Source organism: Stenotrophomonas sp. HMWF003 (assembly GCF_003061285.1).
In the GTDB taxonomy this organism is placed as follows: domain Bacteria; phylum Pseudomonadota; class Gammaproteobacteria; order Xanthomonadales; family Xanthomonadaceae; genus Stenotrophomonas; species Stenotrophomonas maltophilia_AP.
In genome coordinates this window covers 1-4,350 of sequence record NZ_QAIW01000077.1, presented here as the reverse complement: position 1 = coordinate 4,350, position 4,350 = coordinate 1, and the positions used below count along the sequence as shown (strand labels likewise).

General features: G+C 69.0%; 4 protein-coding genes. All 4 read left to right on the top strand.

The genetic code is table 11. From position 1 onward, the window contains the following. Positions 1–143 precede the first annotated feature (143 nt). A complete protein-coding gene (ilvC, locus tag DBR34_RS03035; protein ID WP_128095643.1) occupies positions 144–1,118 on the top strand; it encodes a ketol-acid reductoisomerase in 975 nt (324 codons plus the stop codon). A gap of 39 nt (positions 1,119–1,157) precedes the next feature. Continuing rightward, positions 1,158–2,891 carry an acetolactate synthase 2 catalytic subunit gene (gene ilvG, locus DBR34_RS03030; RefSeq protein WP_128095642.1) on the top strand — a complete coding sequence of 578 codons (1,734 nt, stop codon included), beginning with the start codon at positions 1,158–1,160 and terminating at the stop codon, positions 2,889–2,891. Further along, positions 2,875–3,135: an ACT domain-containing protein gene (locus tag DBR34_RS03025; protein WP_128095641.1), complete on the top strand. Its 261-nt coding sequence runs from the start codon at positions 2,875–2,877 to the stop codon at positions 3,133–3,135. Before ilvG ends, DBR34_RS03025 begins: the two co-directional genes overlap by 17 nt. A 210-nt stretch (positions 3,136–3,345) precedes the next feature. Then, a partial coding sequence (locus DBR34_RS03020; RefSeq protein ID WP_128095644.1) for a threonine dehydratase occupies positions 3,346–4,350 on the top strand: 1,005 nt, incomplete at its 3' end.

The window sequence follows — 4,350 nt, the reverse complement described above, 5'->3', positions numbered from 1 at the left end:
GCCCGCCACCACCGCCTTCACGCCCACCGCCCCCACGGCGGATGCATGCGGTTGTGGCGCTGCGCGTGCCACCGCTTCCCCTGACTGGCCGACGCGTCGCTGACCGTCGGCCATCTTTTTATTTCCGCCAAAGGACCTCCCCCATGAGCACCAACGACCTGCCCCAGATCAAGATCGCTGTTGTCGGCTACGGCAGCCAGGGCCGCGCCCACGCACTGAACCTGCGTGAATCCGGCTTCGACGTTGTCATCGGGCTGCGCCCGGGTGGCCCCACCGAGGTCAAGGCGCAGGCCGACGGCTTCACCGTCAAGGCCCCGGCCGAGGCGGTCAAGGATGCCGATCTGGTGGCCGTGCTGACCCCGGACATGGTGCAGAAGAAACTCTACGAAGACGTACTCGCGCCGAACATGAAGCAGGGCGCGGTGCTGTTGTTCGCGCACGGCCTGAACGTGCATTTCGACATGATCAAGCCCCGCGAGGACCTGGACGTGGTGCTGGTGGCGCCCAAGGGCCCGGGCGCGCTGGTGCGCCGTGAGTACGAGATCGGCCGCGGCGTGCCGTGCATCTGGGCGGTCTACCAGGACAAGAGCGGAAAGGCCGCCGAGTACGCGCTGGCCTATGCGGCCGGCCTGGGCGGCGCACGCGCCAACCTGATCCAGACCACGTTCAAGGAAGAGACCGAGACCGATCTGTTCGGCGAGCAGGCGGTGCTGTGTGGCGGTGCCTCGGCGCTGGTCCAGGCCGGCTTTGAAACGCTGGTGGAAGCCGGCTACCAGCCGGAAATCGCCTACTACGAAGTGCTGCACGAACTGAAGCTGATCGTGGACCTGTTCTACGAAGGCGGCATCACCCGCATGCTGGAATTCATCTCCGAAACCGCGCAGTACGGCGACTACGTCAGCGGCCCGCGCGTCATCGATGCCGGCACCAAGGCACGCATGAAGGACGTGCTGACCGACATCCAGAACGGCACCTTCACCAAGAACTGGGTGGCCGAGTACGAAGCGGGCCTGCCGAACTACAACAAGTTCAAGCAGGCCGACCTGGAGCACCCGATCGAGAAGGTAGGCAAGGAACTGCGCGCCAAGATGGTCTGGTTGCAAAGTCAAGCCGCGTAACCGCGCGGCTCCCCCACCCGCTTTCGTAAAGGTCACCGCATGAACACCTCCGCACACAGCACCGCGCCCCGCAACGGCGCACGCTGGTTGACGCAGGCCCTGGAAGCCGAGGGCGTGCACACGCTGTTCGGCTACCCCGGCGGCACCATCATGCCGTTCTACGACGCCCTGGTGGATTCGGGGCTGAAGCACATCCTGGTCCGCCACGAACAGGGCGCGGCCCTGGCGGCCAACGGCTATGCCCGCGCCAGCGGCCAGGTCGGCGTGTGTGTTGCCACCTCCGGCCCCGGCGCCTCCAACCTGGTGACCGGCATCGCCGATGCGATGCTGGATTCGGTGCCGATGGTCTGCATCACCGGCCAGGTCGCCACCCCGCTGCTGGGCACCGACGCGTTCCAGGAACTGGACGTGTTCGGCCTGACCATGCCGATCGTCAAGCACAGCTGGCTGGTGCGCAGCGTCGATGACCTGCCGCGCGTGGTCCGCGAGGCTTTCCGTATCGCCCGCGAAGGGCGCCCCGGCCCGGTGCTGATCGACCTGCCCAAGGACGTGCAGATCGCCGATGCCTCGCATCTGCCGGCTCACACCCCGGCCACGGTGAGCCCGCCGCCGGCACCGCAGGACGACGCAGTGGCACAGGCCATTGCCGCGATCGCCGCCGCCGAAAAGCCGGTGATCTACGCCGGTGGCGGTGTTGCACTGGGCGATGCGGTGGAGGACTTCCGTGCCTTCGTCGAGGCCAGTGCGATCCCCACCGTGCTGACCCTGCGTGGCTTGGGCGCGCTGCCGCCGCAGCATCCGCACTACCTGGGCATGCTGGGCATGCACGGCACCCGCGCGGCCAACATGGCCGTGCAGGAAAGCGACTTGTTGGTCGTGGTCGGCGCGCGCTTCGACGACCGTGCCACCGGCAAGTTGAACGAATTCGCCCCGTTCGCGCGGGTCATCCACATCGACGCCGACGCATATGAGATCTCCAAGCTGCGCAGTGCCGACATCGCCGTGCCGGGCAACGTGGGCAGCGCGCTGCGTGCGTTGACCGCCGCAGCCACCACGCCGGCCTCGCAGGAGGGCTGGCGCAAGCGGTGCGGCACCCACCGCGAGCGCTTCGCCGCCCGCTACGACGCCCCGGGCAAGCATATCTATGCCCCGGCGCTGCTGAAGCGCCTGAGCGAGCTGGCCCCGAGCGATGCGATCATTGCGTGCGACGTAGGCCAGCACCAGATGTGGGTGGCCCAGCACTGCCGCTTCAACCACCCGCGCAACCACCTGACCAGCGGCGCACTGGGCACCATGGGCTTCGGCCTGCCCGCGGCGATGGGCGCGCAGTTTGCCTGCCCCGACCGCACCGTGGTGCTGGTGTCCGGCGATGGCAGCTTCATGATGAACGTGCAGGAGCTGGCCACCATCGCCCGCTGCCGCCTGCCGGTGAAGATCGTGCTGCTGGACAACAGTTCGCTGGGCATGGTGCGCCAGTGGCAGGAACTGTTCTTCGCCGAGCGTTACAGCGAGATCGACCTGTCCGACAACCCGGACTTCGCCGCCCTGGCCCAGGTGTTCGGCATTCCCGCCACCCGCATCGAGGCCCGCGACGACGTCGAGGGCGGCCTGGCCGCGCTGTTGGCCCAGCCGGGCCCGGCGCTGCTGCACGTGGCCATCGATGCCCGCGCCAACGTGTGGCCGCTGGTGCCGCCCAACAACGCCAACAGCACCATGCTGGAAAGCAACCCTGCCCATCAGTCCCAGGAGTTCCCCAATGCAATACCGGCTTGACCTGGTGCTGGTTCCCGCCGAGGGCGCGCTGCTGCGCGTGATCGGCATGGCCGAACGCCGCGGCTTCGCGCCGCGCGCGATCGCCGGTGCGCCCAACGCGGCCGACAACGGCCGCTGGCACCTGCAGATGGTGGTGGACAGCAGCCGTCCGCCGGAGACCCTGTGCCGCCAGATCGAGAAGATCTACGACTGTGTTTCGGTGCGCATCAGCGCGCTGGAACCCGGCACCGGAGTATCGGTATGAACGCCCGCACCGTTTCCACGGTGCCGGTACGGAGGTCCCTTCTCGCAGCATCGGGATGTGCAAGTGGTGCGCGTGCAGGATGCATGGCGTCGCACCACGCAGCACAGGGAAGTGCAAGTGGTGCGCGTGCAGGATGCATGGCGTCGCACCACGCAGGGACGTCGTGGCACCGCGCAGCGCATGCCGGCGATCACCGTGGCCGGGGGCGAAATGCCCACTAGCGGTGCCCTGCAGGAACCGGAAGTAGGCGACGTAAGCGTCGCCGACGTGCTGGCTGCGCAGGCGCGGCTGCGCCGCTACCTGCCGCCTACCCCGCTGCACTATGCCGAACGCTTCGGCGTGTGGCTGAAGCTGGAGAACCTGCAGCGCACCGGCTCCTACAAGGTGCGCGGCGCCTTGAACGCGCTCCTGGCCGGGCGCGAACGCGGCGATGACCGGCCGGTGATCTGCGCCTCGGCCGGCAACCACGCCCAGGGCGTGGCCTGGGCGGCCTACCGCCTGAACATCCCGGCGATCACGGTGATGCCGCACGGCGCACCGGCGACCAAGATCGCCGGCGTGGCCCACTGGGGCGCCACCGTGCGCCAGCACGGCACCAGCTACGACGAGGCCTACGCCTTCGCGCGTGCGCTGGCCGACCAGCACGGCTACCGGTTCCTGTCCGCGTTCGACGACCCCGACGTGATCGCCGGGCAAGGCACGCTGGGCATCGAGCTGGCGCCGCATGCGCCGGACGTGGTGATCGTGCCGATCGGCGGCGGTGGCCTGGCCTCCGGCGTGGCGCTGGCGCTGAAATCGCAGGGCGTGCGCATCGTCGGTGCACAGGTCGAAGGCGTCGATTCGATGGCCCGCGCGATCCGCGGTGATGTCCGCGAGATCGCCCCGGCAGCCACGCTGGCCGACGGGGTCAAGGTGAAGATTCCCGGCTTCCTGACCCGCAAGCTGTGCAGCGCGCTGCTGGACGATGTGGTGATCGTGCGCGAAGCCGAGCTGCGCGAAACCCTGGTGCGGCTGGCCCTGGAAGAGCATGTCATCGCCGAGGGCGCCGGTGCCCTGGCCCTGGCCGCCGGGCGCCGCGTGGCCGGCAAGCGCAAGTGCGCGGTGGTCAGCGGCGGCAACATCGACGCGATGGTGCTGGCCCAGCTGCTGGCCGACATCCGCCCCCGCCCGCCGCGCAAACCCCGCCGCCGCGCCAGCGAGCGAACGCGACTACCG

Coding starts and splice junctions, on each gene's coding strand:
- ilvC (WP_128095643.1), top strand. CDS start 144: ATGAGCACCAACGACCTGCCCCAGATCAAGATCGCTGTTGTCGGCTAC.
- ilvG (WP_128095642.1), top strand. CDS start 1,158: ATGAACACCTCCGCACACAGCACCGCGCCCCGCAACGGCGCACGCTGG.
- DBR34_RS03025 (WP_128095641.1), top strand. CDS start 2,875: ATGCAATACCGGCTTGACCTGGTGCTGGTTCCCGCCGAGGGCGCGCTG.